The sequence below is a fragment of the Mesorhizobium sp. Mes31 genome (assembly GCF_024519675.1).
Taxonomy (GTDB): domain Bacteria; phylum Pseudomonadota; class Alphaproteobacteria; order Rhizobiales; family Rhizobiaceae; genus Mesorhizobium.
Genome location: NZ_JALJRL010000006.1, coordinates 273,938 through 289,082 on the forward strand (window position 1 = coordinate 273,938; position 15,145 = coordinate 289,082).

The window sequence follows — 15,145 nt, forward strand, 5'->3', positions numbered from 1 at the left end:
CGGAACCACCATGTATCAGGCCATCGTCTTCCTTCCACTGCTCGGCTTCCTGATCGTCGGCCTGTTCGGCACGTCGCTCGGCGCCAAGGCGTCCGAATACATAACCTCCGGTTTCCTGGTGATTTCGGCGGTGCTGTCGTGGATCGCTTTCTTCAGCGTCGGCTTCGGCCATGGCGAGGTGTTCACCGTGCCGGTGCTGCGCTGGATCCAGTCCGGCGGGCTCGAAGCATCCTGGGCGCTCAGGATCGACACGCTGACGGTGGTGATGCTGGTGGTGGTCAACACCGTGTCGGCGCTGGTTCACATCTATTCGATCGGCTACATGCACCACGATCCGAACCGGCCGCGCTTCTTCGCCTATCTGTCGCTGTTCACCTTTGCCATGCTGATGCTGGTGACGGCTGACAATCTGGTGCAGATGTTCTTCGGCTGGGAAGGGGTGGGCCTCGCCTCCTATCTGCTGATCGGTTTCTGGTACAAGAAGCCGTCGGCCAACGCCGCCGCCATCAAGGCCTTCGTCGTCAACCGCGTCGGCGATTTCGGCTTCGCGCTTGGCATCTTCGGCCTCTTCGTGCTGTTCGGCTCGGTCAACCTCGGCACCATCTTCGCCAATGCGGCGACGTTCATCCCCGCCGAAGGCGCCCCGCAGGGTGCTGCCGTGCTGACCTTCCTCGGCCATGCGCTGGACAAGCAGGCGGCAATGACCGTCGTCTGCCTGCTGCTGTTCATGGGCGCGATGGGCAAGTCGGCGCAGGTGCCGCTGCACACCTGGCTGCCGGACGCCATGGAGGGCCCGACGCCGGTGTCCGCGCTGATCCATGCCGCCACCATGGTGACGGCAGGCGTGTTCATGCTGGCGCGCCTGTCGCCGCTGTTCGAGCTGTCGCATTCGGCGCTGACGGTCGTGACCTTCATCGGCGCCTTCACCGCCTTCTTCGCGGCGACCGTCGGTCTCGTCCAGAACGACATCAAGCGCGTCATCGCCTACTCGACCTGCTCGCAGCTCGGCTACATGTTCGTCGCGCTCGGCGTCGGCGCCTACGGTGCCGCGATCTTCCACCTGTTCACGCATGCCTTCTTCAAGGCGCTGCTGTTCCTCGGCTCGGGCTCGGTGATCCATGCCGTCTCCGACGAGCAGGACATGCGCAAGATGGGCGGCCTGCGGAAGCTGATCCCGACCACCTACTGGATGATGGTGATCGGCACGCTGGCGCTGACCGGCGTTGGTATTCCGGTGACGGTCATCGGCACCGCCGGCTTCTTCTCCAAGGATGCCATCATCGAGAGCGCCTTCGCCGGCCACAATTCGGTTGCCGGCCTCGCCTTCGTGGCCCTGGTCGTCGCCGCCTGCTTCACCTCCTTCTACTCCTGGCGGCTGATCTTCATGACCTTCCACGGCAAGCCGCGGGCAAGCCACGAGGTGATGCACCACGTCCATGAATCGCCGCCGGTGATGCTGGTGCCGCTGTTCATCCTGGCGGCCGGCGCGCTGTTTGCCGGCATCATCTTCCACGGCGCCTTCATCGGCGAGGGCTATGCCGAGTTCTGGAAGGCGTCGCTGTTCACGCTGCCGGACAACCACATCCTGCACGAGATCGAAGAACTGCCGCTGTGGGTCGAGCTGTCGCCCTTCATCGCCATGCTGATCGGCTTCGCGCTGGCCTGGAAGTTCTACATCCGCTCGCCGGAAATGCCGGTGAACCTCGCGGCGCAGCATCGCGGGCTCTACGCCTTCCTGCTCAACAAATGGTATTTCGACGAGCTCTACGACTTCCTGTTCGTGCGGCCCGCCAAGCGCCTCGGCCATTTCCTGTGGAAGACCGGCGACGGCACCGTCATCGACGGACTTGGTCCGGATGGCATTTCGGCACGTGTCGTCGATGTCACCAACCGCGTCGTCAAGCTGCAGACCGGCTACCTTTACCATTATGCCTTCGCCATGCTGATCGGCGTTGCCGCACTCGTCACCTGGATGATGCTCTGATGACCGCCTGGCCAATCCTCTCGCTGGTCACCTTCCTGCCGCTGGTTGGTGTGCTGCTCATCCTGTTCATCAATGATGACAGTGAAAACGCGCGCCGCAACATCCGCGCCATCGCGCTGCTGACGACGACGTTCACCTTCATCATCTCGCTGTTCATCTGGACCGGCTTCGACAATTCGCAGTCCGGCTTCCAGTTCGTCGAGAAGGTGGCCTGGCTCGACTCCGGCATCTCCTACCACATGGGCGTCGACGGCATTTCCATGCTGTTCGTCATCCTGACGACGTTCCTGATGCCGCTCTGCATCCTGGCGTCGTGGGAATCGATCGAGAAGCGGGTCAAGGCCTACATGATCGCCTTCCTGCTGCTCGAGACGCTGATGATCGGCGTGTTCTGCGCGCTGGATATCGTGCTGTTCTACGTCTTCTTCGAAGCCGGCCTGATCCCGATGTTCATCATCATCGGCGTCTGGGGTGGCAAGCGGCGCGTCTATGCCTCGTTCAAGTTCTTCCTCTATACGCTCGCCGGCTCGGTGCTGATGCTGCTAGCCATCATGGCGATGTTCTATCAGTCCGGGACGACCGACATCCCGACGCTTCTGACGCACAACTTCCCGGCCAACATGCAGACATGGCTGTGGCTCGCCTTCTTCGCTTCCTTCGCGGTGAAGATGCCGATGTGGCCGGTGCACACCTGGCTGCCCGACGCGCATGTCGAAGCGCCGACGGCCGGTTCGGTCATCCTGGCCGCCATCCTCCTGAAGATGGGCGGGTACGGCTTCCTGCGCTTCTCGCTGCCGATGTTCCCGCTGGCTTCCGAAATGTTCGCGCCGCTGGTCTTCGCGCTGTCGGTCGTCGCCATCATCTACACCTCGCTGGTGGCGCTGATGCAGGAGGACATGAAGAAGCTGATAGCCTATTCGTCGGTGGCCCATATGGGCTTCGTCACCATGGGCATCTTCGCCATGAACCAGGAAGGCGTGCAGGGCGCCATCTTCCAGATGCTCAGCCACGGCCTCGTCTCAGGCGCGCTGTTCCTGTGCGTCGGCGTCATCTACGACCGCATGCACACGCGCGAGATCGCCGCCTATGGCGGGTTGGTCAACAACATGCCGAAATACGCCACCGTGTTCCTGATCTTCACCATGGCCAATGTCGGTCTGCCCGGCACCAGCGGCTTCATTGGCGAGTTCCTCACCATGCTCGGCGTGTTCCGGGTCAACACCTGGGTGGCGTTCTTCGCCGCCACCGGCGTCATCCTGTCGGCCGCCTACGCGTTGTGGCTCTATCGCCGGGTGATCTTCGGCGCGTTGACCAAGGACAGCCTGAAGGGCCTGCTCGACCTGTCGACGCGCGAGAAGGTCATCATCTATCCGCTGGTCGTGCTGGTCATCTTCTTCGGCGTCTATCCCGCACCGGTCTTCGACGCGACGGCCGAATCGGTCAAGTCGCTCGTCACCAATGTCACTGCATCCATCGGCGCCGCGCAGACCGCGGCGGCGAACTGACCAGGGGTTTTGCGAACCATGACGCCGGACCTTCTCTCCAGCCTGTCGCTTTCGACGCCAGAGCTGATCCTTGCCATCGGCGCGCTGGCGCTGCTGATGGTCGGTGCCTATTCGCGCGCCAACACCGCCAACACCGTGACCGGCCTTGCCGTCGCCGTGCTGGTGATCGCCGGCGCCTGGCTGATCTTTTCCACGGGGCAGGGCAGCGCCTATGGCAACGCCTTCATACAGGATTCCTTCGCCCGTTTCATGAAGGTGCTGGCGCTGATCGGCTCGGCTGTGACGCTGGTCATGTCGATGCGCTTTGCCAAGACGGAGCATTTCGACAAGTTCGAATATCCGGTGCTGATCCTGCTCTGCACGCTCGGCATGATGCTGATGATCTCGGCCAACGGCATGATCGGGCTCTATCTCGGCCTCGAACTGCAGTCGCTGGCGATTTATGTGCTGGCGGCGATCAACCGCGACAACCTGCGTTCCACCGAGGCCGGCCTGAAGTATTTCGTTCTCGGCGCATTGTCGTCGGGCATGCTGCTTTATGGCATCAGCCTGATCTATGGTTACACCGGCAACACCGGCTTCCACGAGATCGCCACGGCGCTGGGCAGCGGCGAGCGCCAGCTTGGTCTCGTCTTCGGCCTCGTCTTCGTGCTGGCCGGCCTTGCCTTCAAGATCTCGGCGGTGCCGTTCCACATGTGGACGCCCGACGTCTATGAGGGCGCGCCGACGCCGGTGACGGCCTTCCTGGCGGCGGCACCGAAGATGGCGGCGATGGCGCTGATGGTGCGCGTCACCATGGGCGCGTTCAAGCCGATAGCCGCCGACTGGCAGCAGATCATCGTCTTCATCTCCATCGCCTCGATGGCGCTCGGCGCCTTCGCCGCCATCGGCCAGACCAACATCAAGCGGCTGATGGCCTATTCCTCCATCGGCCATATGGGCTACGCGCTGGTCGGTCTTGCCGCCAACAGCCAGGCCGGCGTGCGTGGCGTTGCCATCTACATGCTGATCTACCTGGTGATGACGCTCGGCACCTTCGCCTTCATCCTCGCGATGCGGCGCAAGGAAGGCAATGTCGAGCAGATCAGCGATCTGGCCGGCCTGTCGTCGACCAATCCGATCATGGCGACGATCCTCACCATCCTGATGTTCTCGCTGGCCGGCATTCCGCCGCTCGCCGGCTTCTGGGGGAAATGGTACGTGTTCCTCGCCGCCATCAACGCCAACCTCTACGCGCTGGCGATCATTGGCGTGCTGGCCTCGGTGGTGGGCGCCTATTACTATCTGCGCATCATCAAGATCATGTGGTTCGACGAACCGGTCGGCGGCTTCGTGCCGATGGCCAGTGAACTGCGCCTCGTGCTCGGCGTCTCCGGCGCCTTCGTGCTGTTCTACGTGCTGATCGGCGGTCCGATCGGCACCTATGCCGAAGCCGCCGCCAAGACCTTTTTCTAGCCGGCATGGGATTTCGGCTGGCTCCAACCTCGGCGTCGGAAGGGTTCCGGCTCGAGGCGCATGACAGCGTCGGCTCCACCAATGCGCTGGCGCTGGACCACGCCCGTGCGGGCGACTCTGGCAAATTGTGGGTCGTTTCCAAGAGGCAGGAAAGCGGCCGCGGCCGCCGCGGCCGTGTGTGGGCGACGCCCGAAGGCAATCTGGCGGCGACGCTGCTCGTCATCACCAATGCCGAGCTTCGCCTTGCCGCGACGCTCGGCTTTGTCGCCGGGCTGGCGCTTGCCGATGCACTCGACGCCGTCGTCCCGAAGGGCCGGATCGCCATCGGCCTCGACGGTGCAAGCGCGGGCAAGAACCGTTTCGAGCTGAAATGGCCGAATGACGTGCTTGCCTCGGGCGCCAAGCTGGCCGGCATTCTGCTGGAATCGGCGATACTGGAAGGCGGCCGCTTCGCGGTAGCGGTCGGCATCGGCGTCAATGTGGTGGCTTATCCCGAGGATTTGCCGTATCCCGCGACTTCGCTCAATGCATTGGGCGCGACATGCGATGCCGAAACGCTGTTCCTGGCGCTGTCGGATGCGTGGAGCGAGAATGCCCGGCTGTGGGATGAGGGGCGTGGACTTGCCGCCGTCAGGCGACGCTGGCTGGCTCGCGCGGCGGGGCTCGGCGGCGAGGTTGCTGTCAGAATTGACGGTAATGTGGTGCGTGGGGTGTTTGAAACCATTGACGAGGACTGCCGTTTCGTGATCCGCGACGATGAAGGTTCGGTTCTGACGATCGCCGCCGGCGACGTGCATTTCGGCGCGGTCGCGTCTGCCCGGATCTAACGGGCTTGGCCTGAGGGCCAGGAAGGGAAAAATCATGGCGAAAGCGGAAAACGCCGAACTCGTCTTCGTGCCGCTCGGCGGCGTCGGCGAGATCGGTATGAACTTCGCTCTCTACGGCTACGGCCCGCCGAGCGCGCGCGAGTGGATCGTCATCGATGTCGGCGTGACCTTTCCCGATGCCAGCCTGCCTGGCGTCGACCTGGTGCTGCCCGACACGCGTTTCATCGAAGAGAATCTCGCCAATCTGCGCGGCATCATCATCACCCATGCGCACGAAGACCACTATGGCGCGCTGCTCGACACCTGGCCGAAGCTGAAGGCGCCGGTGTGGATGACGCCGTTCAGCGCCGGCTTGCTGGAAGCCAAGCGGCAAGGCGAGCAGGGCGCGCCGAAGATTCCGCTGACTATCTATCGGGCAGGTGAGAAATTCACCGTCGGCCCCTTCGAGATCGAAGCCATTCCCGTCGCGCACTCGATCCCCGAGCCGATGTCGCTGGCGATCACCACGCCTGCCGGCACCGTCATCCACACCGGCGACTGGAAGATCGATCCGGAACCGACGATTGGTCCGAAGACCGACGAGGCGCGCTTTCGCGCCTATGGCGACAAGGGCGTCCTGGCGCTGATCTGCGATTCGACCAATGCGATGAGGGAAGGCGACTCGCCTTCGGAAGTGGCCGTCGGCGAAGGCCTCAAGGGCGTCATCCAGGCAGCCAAGGGCCGTGTCGCCGTCACCACATTCTCCTCCAATGTCGGGCGCATCGTCTCCATTGCCAAGGCGGCGCGCGACGCCGGCCGTCAGTGCCTGGTGCTTGGCCGCTCGCTGAAGCGCGTCATCGACGTGGCCGACGAGCTCGGCTACATGGACGGGCTGCCGGAGTTCATCGCCGAAGAGGATTTCGGCTTCATCCCGCGCGAAAACCTCGTCATCATCTGCACCGGCAGCCAGGGCGAGCCGCTGGCGGCCCTTGCCAAGCTGTCACGCGACGAGATGAAATCGGTGTCGCTGACGGCTGGCGATACGGTGGTGTTTTCCTCGCGCACCATTCCCGGCAACGAGAAGGCGATCCTCGAGATCAAGAACCGCCTGATCGATCTCGGCATCAAGATCATCGAGGATGGCGACGCATTGGTGCATGTCTCGGGCCATCCGCGCCGCAGCGAATTGCGCAAGATGTATGAGTGGGTGCGGCCGCAGATCGGCGTGCCTGTGCATGGCGAAGCGGCGCATCTGGTGGCGCAGGGATCGCTGATGTCGATCTCGGGCATAGGCCAGGTGGCGCAGGTGCGCGACGGTGACATGCTGAGGCTTGCCCCTGGCCCTGCCACCATCATCGACCAGGTGCCGTTCGGCCGCATCTACAAGGACGGCAGGCTGATCGGCACCGACCAGGCGATGGGCATTCGCGACCGGCGCAAGCTCTCCTTCGCCGGCCATGTCGCGGTCAATGTCGTGCTTGACGACAAGTACGAGCTCGCTGGCGATCCCGATCTGGTGGCCATTGGCGTTGCCGAGGCCGACGCCGGTGGCGAGACGCTCGAGGACCTGATGATCGATGCGGCAATCGGCGCGGTGGACTCGATCCCCCGTCAGCGCCGAAAAGACCTCGACCTCGTGCAAGAAGCCGTACGGCGCGCGGTGCGCGGTGCGGCAAACGAAGCCTGGGGCAAGAAACCACTGGTGACGGTGTTCGTCACGAGGTGAGGAACAGGGGAGTAGGCCCTGCTCCTCCCCTGACTTTCCACGGAGCACCCTATGCTCGGACGCCTGAATCATGTCGCGCTTGCCGTGCCGGACCTGGCCGCGGCGGTTGCCGCCTATCGCAACACGCTCGGCGCCGAAGTGACCGAGCCGCAGGCGCTGCCGGAGCACGGCGTCACCGTGGTTTTCGTCAATGTCGGCAACACCAAGATCGAACTTCTCGAGCCGTTGGGCGAGGGCTCGCCGATCGCCGCCTTCCTCGCCAAGAATCCTTCCGGCGGCATGCATCATCTTTGCTACGAAGTTGCCGATATCCTGGCCGCGCGCGACCAGCTCAAGGCTTCCGGCGCCCGCGTGCTGGGCGACGGCAATCCGAAGACCGGCGCCCATGGCAAGCCGGTGTTGTTCCTGCACCCGAAGGATTTCTTCGGCACGCTGATCGAACTGGAGCAATCATGAGCTGGGTTTCGTTCACCGCGCTGTTCTTCGCGACCTGGTGGGTGGTGCTTTTTGCCGTGCTGCCCTTCAGCATCAGGACGCAGGATGACGATCATGACGTGACGCTGGGCACGGTTCCAAGCGCGCCGCGCGGTCCCCATATGCTGCGCGCCGTCGTGCGCACCACCATCGCCACGGCGGTTCTGATGGGCATTTTCTACGGCCTGACGCATGGGCTGGGATACAGCCTCAACGACATCCCGCACATCGTGCCGGACTTCGGCCAGACTCCAGCAAAATAGGCCGTCCGACGACGGCATTTCTGTATGGTGGAGCCGAGGGCTTCGCTCTGGGACGCCGTACCGTTCCTCCGGTTCGATAAGCGCTGACGCTAGGTAAAGTAGTTTGGCAACGCGTTGCGCTAAGCAGGTGATTGCACAAAAAAAATGCAAGGCACGAGGCCTTGCAATTTAAACGCGTCCGATCTGTTTCCGGTTTCCGGCGGCAGCGAGTAACCGCGCCTAGATCGCATCCTCCCAAGACTTTGACCGCGTAGGAGAGCAGATTTTTTTCTACCCTCTCGGTTATCAGGGCACATTAGCCTAACGCGAATGAAAATGTCACGAAGAATTTTGCCTTGAAACGGGCATTCTCGTGCTGCACTGCACAATAGTGCGGCAGGCGTTGCTTGGGAAACGACCAATAGGATCGGGAGAGCTTTACCACCCTTCCTGAATTGGCGCGCGTAAAGAATTCGAGCGCCGAGCCCGAAGAGGTCGAGCTCTCTCGCACCGTCGGCTGGAACCTACTTTGCGAAGCCGGCCTCAGCCATCGCCTTCTCGACCATGCCGATCCAGCCTTCGTTGGCACCCGGCAGGCGTCCTTCCGATTTCAGGCCGGTTAGCATGGCCAGCGCGGCCTTGAGATTTGTCGACGGGTCTACGCCAGCTACTGCCAGCTTATAGCGGCTGTAGGCGGCATCGACCGTGCGCTGTGCATTGCCCGGATCGGCTTGCGACTGCGTGTTGGCGATCACGAAACCGGCCTGGTATTCGGCTGCGGCGCCGATTTTGTCCCCCTTGCTCATCAGCACGTCGCCGATCCGGTTGTGGCCAACCGCAAGGTCGCGCTGCCATTCGGCATTGTCGGGATCGAGTTCGGCCAGATATTCCGCAATGGCCTGCCCGGAACGGCGGTTGGAGAGCGCTCCATCGAGGTCGCCAGCCTCGGCGTGGCCGTCGGCCACCTTGCCCAGCGCAAGCTCGAGGTCACGCCGCCATAGTGTATTGCCGGGGTCCCGTGCCACCAGCTTCCGCGCGATATCGACGCTGCGCTGGTAGGGTTCGAAAGCTTTTTCGTTGTGCCCGGTCAGCCGTTGCAGGTCGCCGATGGCGGTGAGGCTGACGGTGATGTCTCGCTGCAGTTCGGCGTCGTCCGGCATCTTCTTCGTCAGCGCCTCGGTGATCTGCAAGGACACTTCATATTCGGCGATCGAGCCTTCCAGGTCGTTGGTCAGCCTGAGCGCCAGCCCGACCTTGGAATGGCTGACGGAAAGGTCGCGCCGAAAGCCATCATCGTCCGGCGCCTTCTCGACCAGGAATTCGGCAACCTTGAGCGCTGAACGGTAATTCGCCAGCGCGCTAGGTCCGTCGCCCGACCCCCGCATGGCGTCGCCGATGCGGTTGAAGCAGACGGCGTAGTCGCGCAGATAGCCAAGCGTAGGCTCCTTTTCGAGGATCGCCTTCATTGTGGCGAGCGCCTGCTCGTAAAGCGCGATCGCGCCGGCGGTATCGCCCGTCGCCTTCTTGACGTCGGCCACCTTGTTTTCAGCCACGGCAAGGTCGCGCTGGTGGTCGATCTTGTCGGGCTCGGCAGCCGCGCGTTTCTCAGCGGACTGGACCATGGAATCAAAGGCTTTGCCGGCTTCCTGCAAATGGCCGACGGTCGTTTCCAGCGTGCCGATCAGTTCCCAGGACAGTGTCTGCTGGTAGCGGGCGTCGTCGGGTATGTGGAAACCCTCGACATCAGCGTAGAGCGCCACTGCCTTGCGGTAGTCCTCGATGGCGAGGTCGTAACGCAGTTGCGCCCGCGAAGCGCCGCCGGCGAGATAATGCGTCGTTGCCTCCGACAGCGTACGCTCGATGAAACGGGTTTTCAGATCGTCGCGCGACCTGCCGTCGATATCCGCCGCCTTGCCAAGCAGCGCACGTGCCTCGTCGAACGAGCCAAGTGCCAATTGCGCTTCGGCCTGTTGGCGCAGCGCCGTAACCTGCGGATCGGAGGAGGCGAAGTTGCGCAAATCGGCCCGGACCTTCGTGAAAGCGTCGGCCGCTTCCTGGAGTTTCTGCCGGCGCCGCCTTGGCTCCATCGCCTTGCCGTCGGAGGTGATAAGCGCGGCGTATAGCGGCGCTAGCGGCATGTCGGCGTTGGCCGCCACCGCCTCGACCTCGACGCGCAAGTCCGGCGTGACGTCGGCCATGGCGAGCAGCAGCCGATCGCGCTCGGGCAGGGCGTCCTTGCTGGTCTGTGCGGCGAAGAAAAGCTGCGGCAAGCCGCTCTCTACATAGGGAAGCTGTTTGCCGCGCGACAGGTCGTAGACCTGTTGCTGCACGAGCGTCAGCACGGAGCGTATCTCCAGCCCGTCCGTGGGCAGGAACCTGGCCAATGCGGCGGAAAATTCGGAGTTGCCGGATGCGCCGTCAGATGCCGTCTGTCCGGGCGCCGCGGAGAAGGCGAACAGCACGTTTTCCGCCCTGCCCATGCGTCCGAGCCCCGGCTTGGCCTCGGCTTTCACCTCTGGCGCGATGGATAGCACGCCGCGCCCTTCGCCAGATTTGCTGTCTCCGGATTCGCTGCCCCCAGATTGGCCGAAAGGATCGTTGCGGCACGCATCGAGCACCACGAGGCCGATCTTGCCGACCGCGGTCACTGTCTCACGCACCTCTTCAAGCGGAAGGGTTGTGGCCTTCAATCGATCCAGCGATGACGGATCGGCATCGACCGGCAGCAGCCGGTTGTCGCCCGCGATCTCGACGCCATGACCGGAGAAATAGATCAGCGCGACATCCGCGCCGGCCGCATCGTCGCGAAAGTCCTCCAGCGCCCGGCGCATGCGCTTCAAGTCACGGTTCGCTTCGGTGGTGACGTCGAAGCCGAGCTTTTTCAGCGCGGATTCGATCGTGCGGCTGTCGTTTACCGCGTTCTTCAGTGGACGCACATTCCGGTAGTCGTCGGCCGCCAGAATGAGCGCGACTCGCCGCTCGGCATGGGCCGCCGAGACGAAAAAGATCGCCAGGATGACTGCCAGGTAAAAACGCAATGATCCAATCCACCCGCAGCTGACAGACTCCCACGGCTTGTCGGCGCAAGCAAGCCGGGCGCGACAAGATCCAGGAACTGAACGATTGCGGGCGTGAAGGCATCGATGTGCCGCCTTCGCCGGGTTTCCATTCCGTCATGAAATGGCTATGAAGCCGGGGCAAGCAGCCTGCGTCGCGCCGATTCCGGCGGGGCCATCCTCTCTCACGGAACAGTCCATGCGTTTGTCGCGCTATTTCCTGCCTATACTCAAAGAAAATCCGCGAGAGGCCGAGATTGTCTCGCACCGGTTGATGCTTCGCGCCGGCATGATCCGCCAGCAGGGGCAAGGCAGTTTTTCGTGGCTGCCACTCGGCAAGCGGGTGCTGGACAAGGTCTGCCGCATCATCCGCGAGGAGCAGAACCGCGCCGGTGCGCTGGAAATCCTGATGCCGACCATCCAATCAGCCGATCTGTGGCGCGAAAGCGGCCGCTATGACGACTATGGCAAGGAGATGCTGCGCATCAAGGATCGCCAGGACCGCGACATGCTTTACGGCCCGACCAACGAGGAAGTGGTCACCGAGATCGTCCGCGCCTACGTGAAATCCTACAAGGACCTGCCGCTGAATCTCTACCACATCCAGTGGAAGTTCCGCGACGAAGTGCGGCCGCGCTTCGGCGTCATGCGCAGCAGAGAATTCCTGATGAAGGACGCCTATTCCTTCGATCTCGACTTCGAGGGCGCAAAGGCGGCCTATAACCGCATGTTCGTGTCTTATCTCAGGACTTTCACGCGCATGGGGCTGCAGGCGATTCCGATGCGGGCCGACACGGGGCCGATCGGCGGCGACCTCAGCCACGAATTCATCATCCTCGCCGACACCGGTGAGAGCCAGGTCTTCTGCCATCGCGACTATCTTTCGCTCGATGTGCCCGGCGAGACTACCGACTTCGCCAACGACGCCGAGATCGGCGACATCGTCAAGACGTGGACGACGCCCTACGCCGCCACCGATGAGATGCATGACGAGGCGGCCTGGGAACAGATCGGCGAAAACGACAAGGTTTCGGCGCGCGGCATCGAGGTCGGCCACATCTTCCATTTCGGCGACAAATATTCCAAGCCGATGGGAGCCAAGGTGACCGGGCCCGACGGCAAGGATCATTTCGTGTCCGGGGGCTCCTACGGCATCGGGCCGTCGCGGCTGGTGGCGGCGATCATCGAAGCCAGCCATGACGACAACGGCATCATCTGGCCGGAAGCGGTGGCGCCGTTCGACATCGGGCTGATCAACATGAAGGCGGGCGACGCCGAGTGCGACCGCGTCTGCGACGAACTGCATGCCGCTTTCGTCGCCGCCGGCAAGGACGTGCTCTACGACGACACCGACCAGCGGCCTGGCGGCAAGTTCGCCACCGCCGACCTGATCGGCCTGCCGTGGCAAGTGATCGTCGGGCCGCGCGGCGTTGCCGCCGGCGAGATCGAGATCAAGAATCGCAAGACCGGCGAGCGCGAAACGCTGCCTGTCGCCGCCGCGAAAAAGCGCTTCGGTGTCGCCGCATGAGCGAGGCGGTGGCGGCAAGATCGGCGGGCGCCGGACCCTTTTCCATCTTCGAGCGCATGGTTGCATGGCGCTATCTGCGCTCGCGGCGCAAGGAGACGGTGATCTCGGTGATCGCCTCGATCTCCTTCCTCGGCATCATGCTGGGGGTCGCCACGCTGATTGTGGTCATGGCGGTGATGAACGGCTTCAGGGCGGAGCTGTTGACGCGCATCCTCGGCGTGAACGGCCATCTGATCGTGCAGCCGCTCGATTCGCCGCTCGAGGACTATGCGCAGGTCGCCGGCCGAATCAACGGCGTGCCCGGCGTCAAATACGCTATCCCGCTGATCGACGGCCAGGTGCTGGCGCAAGGCAATGTCGGTGGCGGCACCGGCGCGCTGGTGCGCGGCATACGCGGCGAGGATCTGGGCAAGATCGCCATCGTCGCCGGCAACATCAAGCAGGGTTCGATCGCCGGTTTCGATACGGGCGAGGGCGTCGCCATCGGCAAGCGCATGGCCGAGAATCTCGGCCTGGCGCTCGGCGACACCATCACCTTGATATCGCCCGACGGCGACGTGACGCCGCTGGGCACGACGCCGCGCATGAAGGGCTATCCGATCACCGCGATCTTCGAAGTCGGCATGTCGGAGTATGACAGTTCGATCGTCTACATGCCGTTTTCGGAGGCGCAGCTCTATTTCAACATGGACGGCCGGGCACAGACGATCGAGATCTATGTCGACAATCCCGACAACGTCGACGCGCTGAAGCCGAAGGTGGAGGAGGCGGCGCAGCGGCCGATCGACCTCGTCGACTGGCGCCAGCGCAACGAGACCTTCTTTTCCGCCCTGCAGGTCGAGCGCAATGTCATGTTCATGATCCTGACGCTGATCGTGCTGGTGGCGGCGCTCAACATCATCTCCGGCCTGATCATGCTGGTGAAGGACAAGGGGCACGACATCGCCATCCTGCGCACCATGGGCGCTACCCGAGGGGCCATCCTGCGCATCTTCCTGATGACGGGGGCTGCGATCGGCGTGACAGGCACGCTCGCCGGCGTCCTGCTCGGCATCGTCATCTGCACCAACATCGAATCGATCCGCCAGTTTTTCTCCTGGATGACCGGCAAGGTGCTGTTCAACCCGGAGCTCTACTTCCTCAGCCAGTTGCCGGCGAAGATGGATCCGCGCGAGACCACCTACGTCGTCATCATGGCGCTTGGGCTGTCCTTCCTGGCAACGGTGTTTCCGGCGTGGCGGGCCGCCCGGCTCGATCCTGTCGAAGCCTTGAGGTATGAATGATGGCCGAGGCCATTATCGAGCTGAAGAGCGTTGAGCGGCACTACGTCCAGGGTCCGCGCAAGCTCACCATTCTCAACGGCGCCGATTTCTCGCTGAAGCGCGGCGAGATGGTGGCGCTGGTGGCGCCGTCCGGTAGCGGCAAGTCGACGTTGCTGCATACCGCGGGTCTGCTGGAGCGCCCTGACGCCGGCGACGTGATTCTGGCCGGTCGCGCCTGCGGACGGCTCTCCGACGACGAACGCACGTCGATCCGCCGCAACGATGTCGGCTTCGTCTACCAGTTCCATCACCTGCTGCCGGAGTTCACGGCGCTGGAAAACATCATGATGCCGCAGCTGATCAAGGGGCTGCCGCGCAAGGAGGCGGCCGAGCGCGCGGCGCAGCTGCTCGACTACATGCAGATCGGCAAGCGCGCGTCGCACCGGCCATCCGAACTCTCCGGTGGTGAGCAGCAACGCGTTGCCATCGCGCGTGCGGTTGCCAACGCGCCGCTGGTGCTGCTGGCGGACGAGCCGACCGGCAATCTCGACCCGGTCACCGCCTCCTATGTGTTCGACGCACTGGGCGCACTGGTCAAGCAATCGGGCCTCGCGGCGCTGATCGCCACCCACAATCACGAACTGGCGTCGCGCATGGACCGGCGCGTCACGCTCGCCGACGGCAAGGTCGTGCCCCTCGGCTCGGGCTGATCTTCAGTCTCGACATATCCTGGCGGGCTCGCCGATAGTCCGCCCCGAGAGCGTGTTTGCGCTCCACCGGGTACTCGCCGCACGCCCGTCAACCTTTCCTTAACCCTGCCGATCTGATCGCCCGGAAATTCCGGATGCGGCCGGATTCTGGTCGTTGACAATAGCACAAAATTAGAACAAATTGAGAACATATCAACAACAGGAGAGAGTTATGACCGATCTGGTTCAGGATGTCGTCTCGCTGGTCTGCATGAGCACCTTTCTCATTTCCATGGCGATCTGGATCGGAGCCATGTGAGCTGACGGCATCAGCCACCGCTGTTGCTGCGCAATTCCAGGAAATGTGTAAAACGGTTTTCCCGGGAAAAGCGCCAAAATAAAAGGACCGAGCAGTTCT

11 protein-coding genes are annotated in these 15,145 nt (G+C 63.2%); 10 read left to right on the top strand and 1 reads right to left on the bottom strand.

Going from position 1 to position 15,145, the window contains the following annotated elements:
• Positions 1 to 10 precede the first annotated feature (10 nt).
• Genes nuoL through NR193_RS13165 form a run of 7 tightly spaced genes read left to right on the top strand, consistent with a single transcriptional unit; the run spans position 11 to position 8,213 of the window.
• Positions 11 to 1,984 (top strand): NADH-quinone oxidoreductase subunit L, encoded by a 1,974-nt coding sequence (gene nuoL / locus NR193_RS13135; RefSeq protein ID WP_256751248.1) that lies wholly within the window; start codon positions 11 to 13, stop codon positions 1,982 to 1,984.
• Positions 1,984 to 3,489 (top strand): NADH-quinone oxidoreductase subunit M, encoded by a 1,506-nt coding sequence (locus NR193_RS13140; RefSeq protein WP_091575547.1) that lies wholly within the window; start codon positions 1,984 to 1,986, stop codon positions 3,487 to 3,489. Before nuoL ends, NR193_RS13140 begins: the two co-directional genes overlap by 1 nt.
• 18 nt (positions 3,490 to 3,507) lie before the next feature.
• Entirely contained in the window at positions 3,508 to 4,944 is a 1,437-nt protein-coding gene (gene nuoN / locus NR193_RS13145; RefSeq protein WP_256751249.1) for an NADH-quinone oxidoreductase subunit NuoN, read from the top strand.
• Between the two features lie 5 nt (positions 4,945 to 4,949).
• Complete coding sequence (locus NR193_RS13150) at positions 4,950 to 5,771, top strand: biotin--[acetyl-CoA-carboxylase] ligase (RefSeq protein ID WP_256751250.1); 822 nt, start codon at positions 4,950 to 4,952, stop codon at positions 5,769 to 5,771.
• A 34-nt stretch (positions 5,772 to 5,805) separates the two neighbouring features.
• Positions 5,806 to 7,476: a ribonuclease J gene (locus tag NR193_RS13155; RefSeq protein ID WP_256751251.1), complete on the top strand. Its 1,671-nt coding sequence runs from the start codon at positions 5,806 to 5,808 to the stop codon at positions 7,474 to 7,476.
• Between the two features lie 51 nt (positions 7,477 to 7,527).
• Complete coding sequence (gene mce / locus NR193_RS13160) at positions 7,528 to 7,932, top strand: methylmalonyl-CoA epimerase (protein ID WP_256751252.1); 405 nt, start codon at positions 7,528 to 7,530, stop codon at positions 7,930 to 7,932.
• Entirely contained in the window at positions 7,929 to 8,213 is a 285-nt protein-coding gene (locus NR193_RS13165; protein ID WP_256751253.1) for a DUF1467 family protein, read from the top strand. The genes mce and NR193_RS13165 overlap by 4 nt, the downstream gene beginning before the upstream one ends.
• Before the next feature lie 503 nt (positions 8,214 to 8,716).
• Here the strand turns inward: NR193_RS13165 and NR193_RS13170 are convergent.
• Positions 8,717 to 11,230: a caspase family protein gene (locus tag NR193_RS13170; RefSeq protein ID WP_256751254.1), complete on the bottom strand. Its 2,514-nt coding sequence runs from the start codon at positions 11,228 to 11,230 to the stop codon at positions 8,717 to 8,719.
• A 217-nt stretch (positions 11,231 to 11,447) separates the two neighbouring features.
• On the opposite strand from NR193_RS13170, the gene proS reads away from it, so the two are divergent.
• Genes proS through NR193_RS13185 form a run of 3 tightly spaced genes read left to right on the top strand, consistent with a single transcriptional unit; the run spans position 11,448 to position 14,748 of the window.
• Positions 11,448 to 12,776 (top strand): proline--tRNA ligase, encoded by a 1,329-nt coding sequence (gene proS / locus NR193_RS13175; protein WP_256751255.1) that lies wholly within the window; start codon positions 11,448 to 11,450, stop codon positions 12,774 to 12,776.
• Positions 12,773 to 14,059 carry a lipoprotein-releasing ABC transporter permease subunit gene (locus tag NR193_RS13180; RefSeq protein ID WP_091575540.1) on the top strand — a complete coding sequence of 429 codons (1,287 nt, stop codon included), beginning with the start codon at positions 12,773 to 12,775 and terminating at the stop codon, positions 14,057 to 14,059. Before proS ends, NR193_RS13180 begins: the two co-directional genes overlap by 4 nt.
• Complete coding sequence (locus NR193_RS13185; RefSeq protein WP_256751256.1) at positions 14,056 to 14,748, top strand: ABC transporter ATP-binding protein; 693 nt, start codon at positions 14,056 to 14,058, stop codon at positions 14,746 to 14,748. The genes NR193_RS13180 and NR193_RS13185 overlap by 4 nt, the downstream gene beginning before the upstream one ends.
• Positions 14,749 to 15,145 lie beyond the last annotated feature (397 nt).